The sequence below is a fragment of the Pseudogemmobacter bohemicus genome, from assembly GCF_003290025.1.
Lineage (GTDB): Bacteria > Pseudomonadota > Alphaproteobacteria > Rhodobacterales > Rhodobacteraceae > Pseudogemmobacter > Pseudogemmobacter bohemicus.
Map to the genome: position 1 here is coordinate 486,315 of NZ_QNHG01000004.1, position 15,082 is coordinate 501,396.

The 15,082-nt window shown below is 64.6% G+C and carries 14 protein-coding genes and 1 tRNA gene; 6 read left to right on the top strand and 9 right to left on the bottom strand.

The window, feature by feature from the left end; translation table 11 throughout:
- Window positions 1–113: 113 nt before the first annotated feature.
- The 5 genes from DRF71_RS21430 (at window position 114) to DRF71_RS21450 (ending at window position 6,176) form a co-directional block, all read left to right on the top strand.
- Window positions 114–1,001 (top strand): LysR family transcriptional regulator, encoded by an 888-nt coding sequence (locus tag DRF71_RS21430; protein WP_112312550.1) that lies wholly within the window; start codon window positions 114–116, stop codon window positions 999–1,001.
- Between the two features lie 272 nt (window positions 1,002–1,273).
- Complete coding sequence (locus DRF71_RS21435; protein ID WP_269814397.1) at window positions 1,274–2,491, top strand: FAD-dependent oxidoreductase; 1,218 nt, start codon at window positions 1,274–1,276, stop codon at window positions 2,489–2,491.
- Entirely contained in the window at window positions 2,481–2,915 is a 435-nt protein-coding gene (locus DRF71_RS21440) for a YbaN family protein (RefSeq protein ID WP_112312552.1), read from the top strand. Before DRF71_RS21435 ends, DRF71_RS21440 begins: the two co-directional genes overlap by 11 nt.
- Window positions 2,916–3,010: 95 nt before the next feature.
- The gene (locus DRF71_RS21445) at window positions 3,011–4,207 is read left to right on the top strand and encodes an efflux RND transporter periplasmic adaptor subunit (protein ID WP_112312553.1); all 1,197 of its coding nucleotides are present in this window, start codon (window positions 3,011–3,013) and stop codon (window positions 4,205–4,207) included.
- A 10-nt stretch (window positions 4,208–4,217) separates the two neighbouring features.
- Window positions 4,218–6,176 carry a MacB family efflux pump subunit gene (locus DRF71_RS21450; protein WP_112312554.1) on the top strand — a complete coding sequence of 653 codons (1,959 nt, stop codon included), beginning with the start codon at window positions 4,218–4,220 and terminating at the stop codon, window positions 6,174–6,176.
- Window positions 6,177–6,386: 210 nt separating this feature from the next.
- On the opposite strand, the gene bfr is transcribed toward DRF71_RS21450, so the two are convergent.
- The 9 genes from bfr to DRF71_RS21490 form a co-directional block, all read right to left on the bottom strand.
- Complete coding sequence (gene bfr, locus DRF71_RS21455; RefSeq protein ID WP_112312555.1) at window positions 6,387–6,872, bottom strand: bacterioferritin; 486 nt, start codon at window positions 6,870–6,872, stop codon at window positions 6,387–6,389.
- 155 nt (window positions 6,873–7,027) lie between these two features.
- Window positions 7,028–7,285, bottom strand: coding sequence for a (2Fe-2S)-binding protein (locus DRF71_RS21460; protein WP_112312556.1), 258 nt, complete (start codon window positions 7,283–7,285; stop codon window positions 7,028–7,030).
- A gap of 20 nt (window positions 7,286–7,305) precedes the next feature.
- Window positions 7,306–8,550, bottom strand: coding sequence for an imelysin family protein (locus tag DRF71_RS21465; protein ID WP_112312735.1), 1,245 nt, complete (start codon window positions 8,548–8,550; stop codon window positions 7,306–7,308).
- Window positions 8,551–9,073: 523 nt separating this feature from the next.
- Window positions 9,074–9,448: a LysR family transcription regulator gene (locus DRF71_RS21470; protein WP_157971233.1), complete on the bottom strand. Its 375-nt coding sequence runs from the start codon at window positions 9,446–9,448 to the stop codon at window positions 9,074–9,076.
- A gap of 65 nt (window positions 9,449–9,513) precedes the next feature.
- Window positions 9,514–9,660, bottom strand: a complete 147-nt coding sequence (locus tag DRF71_RS27690; RefSeq protein ID WP_157971234.1) for a hypothetical protein — start codon at window positions 9,658–9,660, stop codon at window positions 9,514–9,516.
- 280 nt (window positions 9,661–9,940) lie between these two features.
- Window positions 9,941–10,016: transfer RNA gene (locus DRF71_RS21475), tRNA-Arg, on the bottom strand.
- Window positions 10,017–10,387: 371 nt separating this feature from the next.
- Window positions 10,388–12,397 carry a M3 family metallopeptidase gene (locus DRF71_RS21480; protein ID WP_112312558.1) on the bottom strand — a complete coding sequence of 670 codons (2,010 nt, stop codon included), beginning with the start codon at window positions 12,395–12,397 and terminating at the stop codon, window positions 10,388–10,390.
- 191 nt (window positions 12,398–12,588) lie between these two features.
- Window positions 12,589–13,365, bottom strand: coding sequence for an amino acid ABC transporter permease (locus tag DRF71_RS21485; protein ID WP_112312559.1), 777 nt, complete (start codon window positions 13,363–13,365; stop codon window positions 12,589–12,591).
- 78 nt (window positions 13,366–13,443) lie between these two features.
- Window positions 13,444–14,175: a transporter substrate-binding domain-containing protein gene (locus tag DRF71_RS21490; RefSeq protein ID WP_232831640.1), complete on the bottom strand. Its 732-nt coding sequence runs from the start codon at window positions 14,173–14,175 to the stop codon at window positions 13,444–13,446.
- Between the two features lie 275 nt (window positions 14,176–14,450).
- Here DRF71_RS21490 and DRF71_RS21495 point away from each other — a divergent pair, with 275 nt between their 5' ends.
- The gene (locus tag DRF71_RS21495; RefSeq protein ID WP_112312560.1) at window positions 14,451–15,044 is read left to right on the top strand and encodes a 5-formyltetrahydrofolate cyclo-ligase; all 594 of its coding nucleotides are present in this window, start codon (window positions 14,451–14,453) and stop codon (window positions 15,042–15,044) included.
- Window positions 15,045–15,082: the final 38 nt, after the last annotated feature.

The following is a 15,082-nucleotide window of genomic DNA, read 5'->3' on the forward strand; positions in this document are numbered from 1 at the left end:
TTTCCTCATACCGGCTGTGTCCTCGTGCTCAGAGGCCCCCTTGCCTCCGGCGCCAATCCGTAATCATCTGTGCGCTGACGCACAGAGTGCTCCACAGCCAGCCGGAACAAAGAATGGAAAACTGGGACGAAATCCGTACCGCCTTTCAGGTCGCCCGCCTTGGCACGGTTTCAGGCGCGGCCGAGGTGCTGGGCGTCCATCATGCCACCGTGATCCGCCATATCGACGCGCTGGAAAAGCGGCTCGGGACGCGGCTCTTTCAGCGCCATACCCGCGGCTATACGCCGACCGAGGCCGGGCGCGACCTGCTGACCGTCGCCCAGACCACCGAAGAGCAATTCGCCCAGCTCGCCTCGCGCATCAAGGGTCATGGCGAAACGGTGCAGGGCGAATTCATTCTTACATCGGTCGCCGGGCTGTCGGGCCTGCTGGTCCCGGTACTGGCAGAGTTCCAGCGCCAGCATCCGGCCGTGATCGTGCGGCTTTTGACCGATATGCGCATCTTCCGGCTGGATTACGGCGAGGCCCATGTGGCGATCCGCGCCGGTGCAGCACCCGAAGAGCCGGACAATGTCGTGCAGCCGCTGATCCGCATCCGCTATGGGCTTTATGCGTCGAAGAAATACATCGAAACCTATGGCAAACCGGAATCGGAACATGATTTCGCCGGCCACCGCTTTGTCATCGCCGAGAGCGAAGGCAGCCGCGCTGCCTTTTTCCGCTGGCTCAGGGACAAGGTGTCGAATGACCAGCTCACCTTCCGCTCGACCGAGCCCGCCGCCTGGGATGCGGCGCTTGAGGAAGGGGTGGGCATCGGCTTCCTCCCGGCCTGGGAAGCCTCGACCCGCTCGGATCTGGTCGAGGTGCTGGCGCCGCGCCCGGAATGGGATTCGCCCTTGTGGATCGTTACCCATGTCGATCTGCACCGCACCCGCAAGGTGCAGGCCTTTGTCGGGCTGTTGAAGGAAAAGGCCCGCAGCTGGCCGCAATGCGCTGGCTGAAACGGGGCTCAATGTCGCAGATAGGGCTGGCGGCGGGCTCTGGCAAAGCGCCGCCTTCCATGCGAGGATGAACCCGTTCGTTCAGCCAGCCAGGCCTTCTGACGGGCGGCCTGTTGCAGAAGGGCCGGTGCAGGGGAACCCGCACCCGCTTTCGCCAGAACGGCAGCGCCCGGTTGCGGGCGGCAGGCGGAGAAGGGACGATGCCCGAAGAGACAGCGCCAGAAGAGACGGCTCCCAGGCTGGCAGGACCTGACCAGAAAGGGCCTGCACAGATACAGGATCAGGATTGCGTGATCGCAGGGGCCGGGCCGGCCGGGATGATGGCCGGGCTTTTGCTGGCCCGCGCCGGTTGCCGCGTCACCGTGATCGAGAAGCACCCCGATTTCCTGCATGATTTTCGCGGCGACACCATCCATCCCTCGACCTTGCAACTGATGGCCGATCTCGGCTGGCTTGATGAATTCCTGACCCTGCCGCATCAGAAAGCCCCCGATCTTCATGCCGAGATCGCCGGCCGCCAGGTCACCATCGCCGATTTTCGCCGGCTGAAAACCGAATGCCGCTATATCGCCTTCATGCCGCAATGGGATTTCCTGAATTTTCTTGCCGCCAAGGCCGCCGCCTTCCCCGGTTTCACCCTGTTGATGGGGCATTCCGTCACCGGGCTCCTGCGCGAGGGCGGCCGGGTCTCTGGCCTCAGCTGGCAATCCGGCGCCGAAAGCGGTGAGATCCGCGCGCCCCTGGTGATCGGCGCCGATGGCCGCCATTCGGTGATCCGGCGCGAGGCCGGCTTTACCGTCACCGATTTCGGCTCGCCGGTCGATGTGGTCTGGCTGCGACTGTCGCGCCGCCAGGATGACCCCGCTCCGGCGATGAGCCATGCCGGCCCGGGCCAGGGCCTCGTGCTGATTGATCGCGGCGATTACTGGCAATGCGGCTATGTGATCCGCAAGGGCTCATTCGAGGATCTGAAAGCTGCCGGCCTGCCCGCCTTCCGCACGAGCCTGGCGGCGCTGGCGCCGATCCCGGCCGCGCGGTTTGACGAGATCACCGCCTGGGAGCAGATCCATCTGCTGTCGATCCGGATGGACCGGCTGACGCGCTGGTGGGCACCGGGGGTGCTGTGTATCGGCGATGCTGCCCATGCGATGTCGCCGGTCGGCGGTTTCGGCGTCAATCTGGCGATCCAGGACGCGGTGGCGGCGGCGAATATCCTTGCCGCGCCGCTGCGCGAGGGGCGGCTCAGCCCGCGCGACCTTGCCCGGGTCGAGGCACGCCGCCTTTTCCCCACCCGCGCGACGCAAGGGCTGCAAAAGATGATGCGACGCAAGCGCAAACCCGATGGTCAGGCGGCAAAGCGCCCGCCGGGTTTCATCCGGCTGATCGCGCGCTGGCCGGTTTTGTCCCGACTGATGGGGCGGCTGATCGGCATCGGCTTCCGCCCCGAACGGGTCGCGCCGCTGAAACGAGGGCTGGCCGATGAGCGCTGACCGCCAGCCGGAAGACATCACTCCGCGAGGCCCCGTCAGCCGCGCCGCCACCACCAAAGCCGCCGCTTACCGCGCGCTCTTCATGGCGCTTGGGCTGTTCTTTACCGGCCTCGGTTTTGTCGGGGCCTTGCTGCCGGTGCTGCCGACCGTGCCCTTCCTGATCCTCGCCGCCGCCTGCTTCACCCGCTCTTCCGAACGGCTGGAGCGCTGGCTGATGGACCACCCCCGCTTCGGCCCGCTTTTGCGCGACTGGCGCGACAAGGGCGCCATCCCGCGCCGCGCGAAATGGATGGCCGCTGCCGGTTGTACCGTCGGCTTCCTGCTGTTCCTCTGGGGCAGCCATCCCGGCTGGCCCCTGATCCTTGTCGTGGCCGCCATCATGGTCTTTGGTGTCTTCTTCGTCTTCACCCGCCCCGATGCCTGAGCGGAATTTCCGCCGCCCGCCCGCGACGGAACCGCCGCGCCCCCGCGTATAATCCGGCAAGAAACGAGCAGTTCCATCAAGCCGGACAAAGCCAGATGCGCAAAATCCTTTGGACCACCCTGATCCTTGCCCTTGCCGGCGGTGCGGGCTTTGGCCTGTGGCGAATGCAGGCAAGCGAGGGCGCCGCCCAGGCCGCTCCGCTCTCGGAAACCGTGACGCGTGGCACCTTCCGCAAGACCGTGCTGGCCACCGGCGTGATCGAGGCGGCAAGCCTCGTCTCGGTCGGCGCCCAGGTCGGCGGCCAGATCCAGTCGCTGCCGGTGCAGCTGGGCCAGAAACTGGCGGCGGGCGATCTGGTGGCGCAGATCGACCCCGAGGATCAGAAGACCGACCAGCTGCGCGCCGAGGCCTCGCTGGCGCAGATCCGCGCCCAGATCGCCGCGCAGGAGGCCAGTATCGAGGAAGCCCGCCTCGGGCTGGAGCGCCAGCGCGAGCTGAACAGCCGCAATCTGGCCACCACCCAGACGCTCGAGGCCAGCGAAGCGCAGTTCAAGGTTGCCGAGGCCAATCTCGCCGCGCTGAAGGCCAGCGAATCCCAGGCCGGGCTTGCCGTCCAGGCCGCCAATATCGCGCTGGAACGCACCCGGATCACCGCACCTTCGGCCGGGACCGTGGTGGCGCTGGTGGCTCGCGAGGGGCAAACCATCAATGCCAACCAGGCCAGCCCGACGCTGATCAAGCTGGCCGAGCTGGACCGGATGATCATCAAGGTCGATATTTCCGAGGCCGATGTGATCGCCGTCCGGCCTGGCCAAAAAGCGAGTTTCACGCTGTCCGGCGCCCCGACCATGCGCTTTGACGCCGTCTTGCGCGATATCGAGCCCGCGCCGGCCTCGATCGCCACCGCCGATGAGGTCGATACCAGTTCCGCCATCTATTACCGCGCGATCCTCGAAGTGCCGAACCCGGAGGGCATCCTCAGGATCGGCATGACGGCAGAAGTCGTGATCATCATGGAAGAGATCCCGGACGCGCTGATGGTGCCCAGCTCGGCCGTGATCACCGCCCGCAACGATGCAAGGAAGGTGCGGGTGCTCGACCCGGCCAGCGGCGCGGTCGAGATGCGCGATGTCGAAACCGGCGCCGCAACCGCCAGCCAGACGGTGATCCTGTCGGGCCTGAACGAGGGCGAGCGCATCGTGACCGCCGCAACCGGCGACGCTCCGCGCGGGGCGGGTCAGGCCGGCCGGATGCCCGGTACAACACACCGGCCCTCGGGCGGGCTGTTCTGAGGCCCGCAGCATGGATGACAGGTTCAAAAGCGGCCCGCCGCTGATCGAATTGCGCGGTGTCAGCCGCAGCTTCACCACCGGCGGGGAAACCCTGACCGTTTTGCACGATGTCAGCCTGACCATCCGCGCCGGCGAGATGGTGGCGATTGTCGGCACCTCCGGATCCGGAAAGTCGACGCTGATGAATATTATCGGCTGCCTCGACCGCCCGACAACAGGCCGCTACCTCTATGACGGCGAGGATGTGACCGCCCTGCCCGAGGAAGGCCGCGCCCGGCTGCGCCGCCTGCATTTCGGCTTTATCTTTCAGCGGTATCAGCTGCTTGCCGATCTGGATGCCACCGGCAATGTCGAGGTCCCTTCGATCTATGCCGGGCGCCCGGCAGGCGAAAGATCCCGCCGGGCAAAGGATCTCCTCAGCCGGCTGGGCCTTGGCGAGCGCAGCGACCACCGCCCGGGTGAGCTTTCCGGCGGCCAGCAACAACGCGTCTCAGTGGCGCGGGCGCTGATGAATGGCGGCGAGGTGATCCTCGCCGATGAGCCGACCGGCGCGCTCGACAACCGCTCGGGCAAGGAATTGCTGGCGCTGCTCGATGAGCTGAACGCACGCGGCCATACGATCATCATCGTCACCCATGACCGCGACGTGGCCGCGCGCGCCGGCCGGGTGATCGAGACTTCGGATGGCGCGATCGTCTCGGACAGTGGCCCTGCCCCGGTCAGCGGCGCCCAGCCCGATACCGCCCCGCCCGAGAAAGCCGGCCCGCTGGCGCGTCTGGGCCGGCTGCGCGATGCTTTCGCGATGGCGCTGCGCTCACTGAATGCACACAGGCTGCGCAGTTTCCTGACGATGCTGGGGATCATAATCGGCATCGCCTCGGTGGTCTCGGTGGTGGCGCTTGGCACCGGCTCGCGTGAGCAGGTGCTGGAAAACATCGCCTCGCTTGGCACTTCGACCATCACCGTGCGCCCCGGAACCGGCTTTGGCGACCGCAATGCAAGGCGGATCACCACACTGATCGACAGCGATGCCACCGCCCTGGCCGAACAGCCCTTCACCGCCTCCGCCTCGCCCGAAATATCCACCAGTTCGAACGTGACGCGCGGCGCGGTGACAGCGAGTCTCTCGGTGCGCGGCATCGGCGCCGGCTATTTCGATGTCGGCGGGTTTTCCGCCATAACCGGGCAGCTCCTGACCCGGATCGCCATCGACAGCCGCGCCCAGGTCGGCGTGCTGGACAGCGATGCGCGGGATGCCTTTTTCGCCCCGGGCGAGGATCCGGTCGGAAAAGTGCTGCTGATCGGGCGGGTGCCGGTCGAGGTGATCGGCGTCGTCAGCGCGACGGGGCAAAGCTTCGGCCCCTCCACCCCCCGGATCTTCCTGCCCTATACCACGATGAGCCAGCGCATCACCGGCCAGAACCGGGTGGATTCGATCACGGTCCGGGTACATGACAACGCCGATATGGCCGAGGCCGAGGCAGGGATCACCCGGCTTTTGACCCAGCGACACGGGAAGGAAGATTTCTTCCTGACGAATTCCGACACGATCCGCGAGAATCTCACCGCCACCAACCGCACACTCACGCTGCTGATCGCGTCCATCGCAGTGATTTCGCTGATCGTGGGTGGCATCGGCGTGATGAACATCATGCTGGTCTCGGTGACGGAACGAACGCGCGAGATCGGTGTGCGTATAGCGGTCGGGGCGCGGCGCTCCGACATCATCGCGCAATTCCTGATCGAGGCGGTGCTGGTCTGTTTCATCGGCGGCGTGCTGGGAGTGGCGCTGGCCCTCGGCGGCGGCTGGATCGCCGGGCAGATCGGCCAGGAAATCCGGCTGAGCTATTCCACCCTGACGATTCTCGCAGCCTTCATATCCTCAACGACAATCGGCATCGTCTTCGGCTACCTGCCGGCGCGCGCGGCCTCGAAACTCGACCCCGTAGTGGCACTGGCGCGGGAATGATCCGGCCCACCCCTGCCCGACTGCGGAAGCCTCCGGCGGGGATATTTGGAGACAGATGAACAGCCAATGTCGTGTTGATTTCATCTGTCCGAAAATATCCCGGGGGTGAGCGCGGCACGCGCGAGGGGGCTGGCCCCCTCTCCACCACAAACAAAAGCGCCGCGGCTGGCAATGCAGGCGCGGCGCTCAAACTCTGGTCAATAGAGCGATTTACCCGGCTTCGTTTGCCGGAGAGGCGTTCAGCAGGCCGTAATTCTTGTCGCCCAACTCCTTGAACAGACCCAGCTGGGTTTCGAGGAAGTCGATATGACCTTCCTCATCGGTGATCAGCTCGTCAAACAGCGCGCGGCTCACATAGTCGCCGGCCTCGTCGCAATAACGGCGCGCTTCGATGTAAAGGTCGCGGGCACCATGCTCGGCGGCGAGGTCCGCTTCGAGGATCTCTTTCACAGTCTGGCCAATGCGCAGGCTGTCCAGCTTTTGCAGATTCGGGTGGCCTTCGAGAAAGATGATGCGGGTGATGAACTTATCCGCATGCTGCATCTCTTCGATCGACTCGGCGCGCGCTTTTGCGGCCAGTTTGCCATAGCCCCAGTCGTCGAGCAGGCGGTAATGCAGCCAGTACTGGCTTACCGCGGTCAGCTCGGAGCGCAGGCCCGCATTCAGATATTCGATAACTTTCTTGTCGCCCTTCATGGCAAAACCCCAAATCGTTGCGCAGGCAACAGCCCGGCTTGCTACGGATGGGAGCACCGTAAATCGCCCCATGGCGCCTGTCCATGGGGTGAAGGAAGTTTTTTAGAATAATTCTAAATCTGACAAAAATGCCCGGAGATATTCGTCAAAAAAACTTAGCCCAACCGGCGCGCGCGCATGCGTTTCAGCATCGGGATCGCCGGTTTTGCCGGGTCATCCGCCACGCCAAAGCTTTCACAGCCCCGCATCGTATCGAGGAAAACCGGCATACAGCCGCCGCAATCCGCCTTCTTGCCAAGCGCGTGATAAACCTTGCCCGGCGTGATGATGGTCGAAGGATCCGCCGCCCGCATCCAGTCAACGGCCGCGCGGATCTCATGGTCCGAGATACTCATGCAGTGACAGACGATCATGGCGGCGGCTCTCTCTCAGCTCACTGGAAGACGGCGTTGGGATTGTCGAGGCTGTCGGAGCCCTCGAAGTCGATCTTCGAAAGGCCCAGCACGGACACAGCGCGCTCGATCGAGGCAGTCTGCGTCACCAGCGCATTGACCGCGCCCATGATCAGCTTCTCGCCCTTTTCATTGCCGGCTTCGAGCATCTGGTCGTATGCAAAACCCTCTTCGGCAGCGGTCCTGATCGCGTTCAGCGCCGCGACCGAGCTGTCAAGCTCGGCCTTCAGCTGGGTGTCGACGGATGCATCCTTTGCCGCCACCAGTTCCGAGACCGAAGGCCCGGTCAGCGTGCTGCCATCAATGCGGGTATATTCGCCCAGATAGACATTCCGGATGCCGACGCCATCATAGTAATGGCTGTTATGGGTGTTGTCCGAGAAGCAATCATGCTCTTCTTCAGGGTCACCCAGCATCAGGCCCAGCTTCATCCGCTCACCGGCCAGCTCCCCATAAGAGAGCGACCCCATCCCGGTCAGGATCGCCATCAGCCCGGCTTCAGGATCGGAGACAACCGCCTTGCGGGCCTCGCCCTCGGCGCCCCACTCGCCGGTCATCTCTTCCAGATCCGAGATCAGAAGATCCGAGGCCGCGATCAGATAGGCGGCGCGGCGGTCGCAATTGCCGCCGGTACAGGCCTCGCCGGTGGCGTAATCGGTCCAGGGCCGGTTGCCGGCACCCGGGCCGGTGCCGTTCAGATCCTGGCCCCAGAGCAGGAATTCAATCGCATGATAGCCCGACGCGACATTGGCCTCGATCCCGTCGGCCTCTTGCAGCACATCGGCAATCAGCGCAGGCGTGATGGTGGTCGCGTCGATCTCATTGCCGGAAAGGGTGAATTTCGGGTTGGCGATCACATTCAGCGTGGCGAAAGGGTTCTCTTCGCTTTCGCCATAGCTTGCGGCATCGACATAGTCGATCAGGCCCTCATCCAGCGGCCAGGCGTTGACCTTGCCCTCCCAGTCATCGACCAGGGCATTGCCGAAGCGGAAGGCTTCGGTCTGCTGATAAGGCACGCGGGCGGCAAGCCAGGCGACGCGGGCGGCATCCAGCGTCTCTTGCGAGGGCTGCGCGACCAGGTTGCCAAGCGATTCCCTCAGCGCCCGCGCGGTGGCGAGGCTGTCGCTGTAGCCGGCCTCGGCGATATCGGCGTAATGCGCCACGACACCGGCCGGATCAGCGGCGAAAACAGGGGCCGCAAGCGCGCCGGTAAGCGCGGTTGACATCAGAACGGCGGCGACAAGACGCGGATTTTTCAAGGTTTCACTCCGAACCGGAAGAGCTGAGGCAGGTTGAGCTGGGCGGAAAGGACCCGGCAGCAGCCGCGCAAACAAGGCACCGATGCCAGGCATCGGGCGGGCGAAAGCGGAACGGGAACTGCGCTGACCGGTCATAATGCCTCGCTGAGGCGGCGGGGACGAATTGAACCGCCGTCTGGCTGCCGGAATGGATGACAAGTTTTCTCGGGAAAGTAAAGGTGAGAGTTTTGCCTGGTTTACCTCTGCCGCTTATCAGGCCCCGAGTGGCAGCCGGGATCCGGGTGTGAAACCCGGCTGCGCAACCCGCCAGCCGCACCGCTGGCAAAGGCGTAAAAAAGGGCCGCCGCAACATCCGGGGAGCTGGGCTCCGACGGCCCCGGAACTGGTCACTGCACGCGTCCTATCGCGGACAAGCCTCAGAGCAGGATGGGAATTTTCGCAGATCCGTCCCCCGACCCTATCGGAAAACGCGCGGACCTATGCCCCGGCCTCACTCCGCGCAGGAGAGCGTTGCAAGGGCGCTGGCCAGCAGAGCCGCAATCTCGCCGGTCTCGCCCTTGCGGCTGTGCCGCTGGATGACGGAACAGGTCATGGCGGGCAGCCGGGGCAGCAAATCGGCCGGCAGCGTCGGCAGTGCCATCCCCGGCGCGCTCCGGCAGGTGATACCCAACCCGGCCTGCACGGCGGAGCGCAGCCCATCCAGCCCTGGCGTAACCAGCGCCATCCGCCGGGGCAACCCGATCCGGTCCGGCGCCTGTTGCGCGGCGCTGAGACAGGGACAGGGCGGCGTGATCCCCCCAAGCGGGCTGACCTCTGCTGCCGCAAGCTGCGGGGCGTCAACCCAATGCGTCGCAAAACGATGCACCGCCACCGCCGCCGCGGCCTCACCCGCATAAGGGCGGTGTCGATGCGGTCCTCGCCCATGGCCTGCTAAAGCCCGGCGCTGCTGCCGATCACCAGGGCAAACATGCGGCGGCTGGCCTCAGGTCGCAGCAGGGCCAGCGCGGTTTGCAACACACTGTCGACAAAATCCTGGGCAATGCCGATCCGGACCGGCGGCGCCACCAGCGCACTCATCTCGGCCCGCGTCGCGTCGATCCGCCCCAGAATGGCGCGGGCAAGCGCGTCGGCAATTTCAGCCGCTCAAAAAGGAGCGCGCACGCGGTCAAAAAATGATCGATGAGTAAGCCTGAAACCAAGCATAATTGTTCCTCATCGGGGACAGGGCGGAAGCTGGTGGCTACCAGCACAGATGGCGGATATCTGGCTTCGATGCCCTCTGCAAAGGATGCTCGCCTGACGAAAACAGGCCGCAAGCCTGCCCGGACCCTCAAAAAACATCCTTAAATCAAGATATTGGTGCGCCGTGGAGGAGTCGAACCTCCGACACCCTTCTTAGGAGGAAGGTGCTCTATCCACTGAGCTAACGGCGCATCTGTCCTTCATAGCCGGTCATCGTAAAAAAGGAAAGATCTGAACAATTCTCAAACATTTACCGCGATCTTACAACAGCCCAGCTGCCTCCGCCCCGCAGACCTCGCATGACCAGTTGGCTATACTCATCACACCATCAGGGCGCCCGACTTTAGCAACATCACCAAAAAATACCAAATATATTTCAGCATGTTACAGCATTTAACAGGGCAACAGGGGGGATATTCGCCCAATCCAGCTGAGCCAGGGGCCCAGCCGCCCTTTCAATGCATAAATTCCCACGCCATGGCAACCACTGTGGCCTTCCATGGCGCGGGAAATCTGCGGCAGGCTGACGTGTCGGGCTTCAGGCCGGCTCGCAGGCCCGCGTTCAGACGGGTTCCAGCAACCCCCGGCCCTTCAGCAAGGCCTCGACCCCCGGCATGGCGCCACGGAATTTCAGGTAGAGCTGCTCGGGATCCTCGGATCCGCCGGCCGAAAGGATGAACGTCTCCAGCCTGGCGGCGGTTGCCGGGTCAAAGGCATCCCCCGTCTCCTCAAAGGCGGCAAAGGCATCAGCATCCATCACCTCGGACCACATATAGCTGTAATAGCCCGAGCTATAGCCATCCCCCGAGAAGACATGCGCGAATTGCGGCGTCGCGTGCCGCATCGGGATCGCATGGGGCAGGCCGATTCCGGCCAGCACTCCGGCCTGTTTCTGCATCGGATCCTGCGGCGCGGGGCCAGAATGGAATTCCAGATCGACCAGCGCCGAAGCAAGGAATTCGACAGTGGCAAAGCCCTGATCATAGGTCGCGGCCCCCAGCAGCCGGTCGCGCAGATCCGCCGGCATCGCCTCGCCGGTCTGGTAATGGCGGGCATATTGCTCCAGCACTTCGGGCACTTCCAGCCAATGCTCGTACAGCTGGCTGGGAAGCTCGACGAAATCGCGCGCCACGCTGGTCCCCGAGATGAACCCATAGGTCACATCCGACAACATCTGATGCAGCGCATGGCCGAATTCGTGGAACAGCGTGCGCGCATCGTCATAGGACAGAAGGCAGGGATCGCCTTTGGCAAAGTTGCAGACATTGACCACAATGGGGCGCTGATCGCCGCCCAGACGGCGCTGCGAACGGATCGCCGAACACCAGGCGCCCGAACGTTTCGAGCCGCGCGCGAAATAGTCACCAAGGAAAACAGCGACATGCCGGCCCTTGCGGGTCACCTCCCAGCCACGCACATCCGGGTGGTAAAAGGGGCCGTCAATCTCGCGGAATTCCAGCCCAAAAAGCCGCGTCGCGCAGCCGAACATCGCTGCCAGCATCGCATCAAGCGAGAGATAGGGCTTGATCGCCGCCTCATCGAGATCATGTTCCGCCAGCCGCCGCTTCTCGGAATAGTAGCGCCAGTCCCAGGGTTCCAGCGGGCCCGCAATACCGTCTGCATGCAGCATGGCTTCCAGCACCTGGCCATCCGCCAGTGCCTTGCGCTTTGCCGGCGCCCAGACCCGCATCAAGAGATCGCGAACCGCCTCGGGCGTCTTCGCCATCTCGGGTTCCAGCTTGAAATGGGCGAAATCCTGGTAGCCGAGCAGTTTCGCCCGCTCCGCACGCAGCCAAAGCGTCTCGGCCGCGACGCTCCGGTTATCGGTCGCGCCGCCATTGGCGCCGCGCAGAACCCAGGCCTCCCACGCCTTTTGCCGCAAAGACCGACGCGGCGAGAATTGCAAAAACGGCACAATCAGCGAGCGAGACAGCGTCACAATCGGCCCAAGCCCGCGCTCCGCCCCGGCCGCGCGCGCGGCACCGGTCACGAAATCCGGCAGGCCTTCCAGATCGGCCTCGGCCAGTTCCATGAACCAGCTGCGCTCATCGGCCAGCAGATTTTGGCTGAAAGTGGTGCCAAGGCTTGCCAGCCGCGCTTTCACCTCGGTCAGCCGCGCGGCCTCGTCGCCCTCCAGCCCCGCCCCCGAGCGCACGAACATCCGCCGGTAAAGCTCCAGCACCCGCAGCTGCTCGGCGGTCAGATCAAGCGCCTCCCGCCCCTGCCACAGCGCGTCGATCTTCGCGAAAAGCCCCTTGTTATTGGTGACTTCCGAGGAAAACGCACTCAGCTTCGGAGCCAGATCGCGCTGCAAAGCCTCGCGCGCCTCGTTGGAATCCGCGCCGGCGAGATTGTAAAACACTCCCGCCACCTGGTCGAGCTCCTGCTCCGCCAGCTCCAGCGCCTCGATCACCCCCGCGAAATCTGCCGCATCCCCCGCGCCAATCGCGCGGGTCCGCCCGCGCGCCACCTCCAGCGCCGCATCGAAAGCCGGTGCGAAATCCTCGTCCCGGATCTGCGCAAAAGGCGGCAGGCCGAAAGGCGTATCCCATTTCTCCAGGAGAATATTCATCGCGAAACCTCTGCCCTTTTCATCTGTCTCTAAATATCCCGGGGGAGGCGCCCCGCAAGGGGCGCCGGGGGCAGCGCCCCCAATAAACGGTTCGGCTGGCAGCGCCCCCAATAAACGGTTCGACCGGCAGCGCCCCCAGTAAACGGCTCGGCCGGCAGCGCCCCCAGTAAACGGCTCGGCCGGCAGCGCCCCTAACCCGGCCGCGCCGCCAGCCGCCGCTCGATCCAGCGCAACACCAGAGACAAGCTCAGCGTCATCACCAGATAGAGCATCGCCGCGACGTTATAGGTCTCCATATAACGGAAATTGGCCGAGGCCGCGACCTTGGCCAGCTGCGCGATATCGGTGACGCCCAATACCGCCACCAGCGAGCTGTCCTTCACCATGGCGATGAAATCATTGCCCAAAGGCGGCAGGATCAGCCGGAAGGCCTGGGGCAACACCACCAGCCGAAAACGCTGCCAGCGGCTGAGGCCAAGCGCATCCGCCGCCTCGATCTGCCCCTCGCCCACTGCCGATATCCCGGCACGGAAGATCTCGGCCAGAAAGGCGGAATAGGCCAGAACCAGCGCCAGCACCGCCCGCCACAGCAGCGGAAAATCCCGCGTGGTCAGCGGATCGGCCCCGATCCGGCTGCCCACTCCGTTCACCGCCAGGATCAGCAAAGGCGCCAGCGCGAAGGCCACATATAAAAGCAGCACCATAATCGGGATGCCACGCATCAGCTCGATATAGAACCGCGCAATCTGCCGGAGCCAGACGCGCCGCGACAGCGCCATCATCGCCAGAACCAGCCCCAGCAGGCAGGCGCCGACATAAGCGATGATCGAAACGAGAACCGTGATCCCGATCCCGTCCGAGAGCATCACCAGCGCCGCGCGGTAATGCTCATCCGACAGGATGCCGGCAAAGCCCCAGCCCAGCAGCACCCCGATTGCCACCAGCCACCAGGGGAAGTCGCCCCCCACGCGCTGCCCCGCCCCGTGTGCCGCCCCGTGCGCCGCTCTGAGCCCCCCTCTGTGCCCCGCACCATCGCCGCCCGGGCCTCAGCCGCCTTCCTTCGTCTCAAAGAACCATTTGCGGTTCAGTATCTCCAGGGTGCCATCGGCCTCCATCGCACGGATCGCCGCATCAAACGGCGCCACCAGGTCCGAGCCCTTCGGGAAGATGAAGCCGAATTCCTCAGACCCCAGCGGCTCGCCAATGATCTTCAGCGCGCCGCCCGAGGCATCGACATAGCCATGCGCAGCGGTGCTGTCCGACAGAACCAGATCGACATCGCCGGTCTGCAACGCCGCCAGCCCGGCGCCGAAGGTCTCGAATTTCACGATGCGCGGATTTTTCTCGTCACCGTCCAACACGTCATAGACGCCGACATAGAAGGGCGTGGTGCCCGGCTGCGCCGCCATCAGCAGGCCCGGATCGGCGGCAAATGTCGCCGCATCGGTAAAGCGGTTCTCATCGCCCCTGACCACCATCAGCATCTGCGACAGCATATAGGGCTGCGAGAAATCCACCGCCTCCAGCCGCTCTTCCTTGATGGTGATGCCATTCATCGCAACATCATATTGCCCGGCCGAAATCGCCGGGATCATCGCATCCCAGCTGGTATTCTCATATTTCACCGAGAGGTTCAGCCGTTTCGCGATCTCGGTGACGGCATCATATTCCCAGCCGACGGGTTTACCCTCATTCCCGATGTATTGCAGCGGCGGATAGGTGTTCTCGGTCGCCACCACGATCTCGCGCCCGGCCAGATCCGGCGGGGTCTCTGCCATCGCCACCGACACCAGCGCGGTCCCGGCCGCGCCGGCCAGAAAAAGCGCGGCAAGGGCTGTCCTGAGGGTCTGAGCGGGCATCATCGGCATACTCCTGCGGCTGGGTGGCGCGACTATGCCGATGGGGCCGCCCCCTGGCAAGCCCGTGCAGGTGCCGGGAAAAGGGCGGAAATGACCGCAAAAGCCGCGTATATGAACCGCATCCCTGCCGGAAAGATGCTATTGCGGGCATATGCCGCATCTTGCGGCGGCACAGCCCTGCAAAGGGGAAAGCCATGACGGAAATCCTGGCCGAAAACGATCTTCCCGCCTGGCGGCGGCACAGGCGCGCGGCGCTGCTGGCCGCCCGCGACACCCTCCCGACCGCGAGGCGGCAGGAGGTGGCCCTGGACCTTGGCCGCCATCTCGATCAGTTCCTGGCCGGGCGCGGGCTTTTGCGCCCCGGCATCATACTCTCGGGCTATTGGCCGATCAAATCCGAACCCGATCTCAGGCCCTGGATGCTGCGGCTTGAGGCGCAGGGCATCCGGCTGGCGCTGCCGGTGGTTGAGACCCGTGCTGCACCGCTGGCCTTCCGCCCCTGGACCAAAGGCGCCGCGATGGAGCGCGGGCACTGGAACATCCTCGTCCCTGCCACAACAGACCATGTGATCCCCGATATCACGCTGGCGCCACTGGTAGGATGGGACCGGTCGGGCTACCGGCTCGGCTATGGCGGCGGCTATTTTGACCGCACGCTGGCGGCACTGAACCCGCGCCCGGTTGCGATCGGGGTCGGCTTTCAGGAGGCGGAACTCGCGACCATCCACCCGCAGCCGCATGATATCGGGCTTGATGCCATCCTTACCGAAGCGGGGCAGCAGGTCTGAGCCGCAGGAAGGAAGGCCACCACAACCCCGCCTGCAGC